Genomic DNA, 890 nt, shown 5'->3' with positions numbered 1-890 from the left:
AGCGTTAGATGCGCTAGAGCAATTCGCGCAGCCCTCGCTCAGATAGCAGCCTACCTGTCTAGTTTCGTTCAAATCGGAGCTGGGCGCGCCCCTGCAGCAGGAGGCTCAGCGTTCCGATTGCCGGTCGGCATCGAAACCGCGGTTCGCCAGCTTTCACCCATCTACAATCCGTCTCGCGAGCGCCGGTCAATGGCTGCTCGTTACGCGTATCAGCCATCTGAACCGACATTCGCTTACTCGGAGCCGCCTGCGTTTTCTCGACCCATTGTCGTTCGCGACTGTCGCGTCCTGCCCACGGCCTGCGGTAATCTAAACCTTCATTCCCCCTCGATTTCGATAACAAAACTGCTTGCTGCCACCCGTTTAGGCTTTAGCGTCATCCTTTTCGCTCTTCGCGCGCTTCTCCATCAGGAGGTCCAACCACAGATTGGGCGGTAACGGAAGGCGGTGATGCTGGCACGCCATGGCAAGGATCGGCCAATGCCCTAGCCTGATGGCAGACAGCTTATCGAAGGACGTAGTTCCCGCACACTCGTCTCCTAGAATTCTCACCGCTCTTTCACCATCGGCGGTGATCGGAATATTGCCTAGAGAGGTCCCGTGATTGTCGCCACGGGTATATACGTGATCCTCACTATCATCGCCGGCCAGCCAGAACTGCATATTGCAGTGACCGAGATACTTCTCGGTGAAAGTGGCGATGTATTGAGCACTTTCTTCCTCACCGAGCGAGGAGGCCCAAATCGACAAGAGAGGGTACAGAGTACTGCCCTTCGTCTGGGCTTCACGATACTCGTCCGTGTCCTCACGAGGATGGACCAGTAACGAGCGGTAGTCGGCGTAGATGGTGGGATACCGGCTGTTCGACCTAAATGCGAACGTCGTCCGCT

General features: G+C 56.6%; 1 protein-coding gene. It reads right to left on the bottom strand.

The genetic code is table 11. The features are described from left to right. Window positions 1-363: 363 nt before the first annotated feature. Window positions 364-890 (bottom strand): hypothetical protein (locus AC3IFE_RS10815; protein ID WP_489190511.1); only part of this gene is annotated, 527 nt, incomplete at its 5' end.

It is taken from the genome of Burkholderia sp. APQ4-4ca, from assembly GCF_057837105.1.
This window is presented reverse-complemented; position numbering and strand designations above follow the sequence as displayed.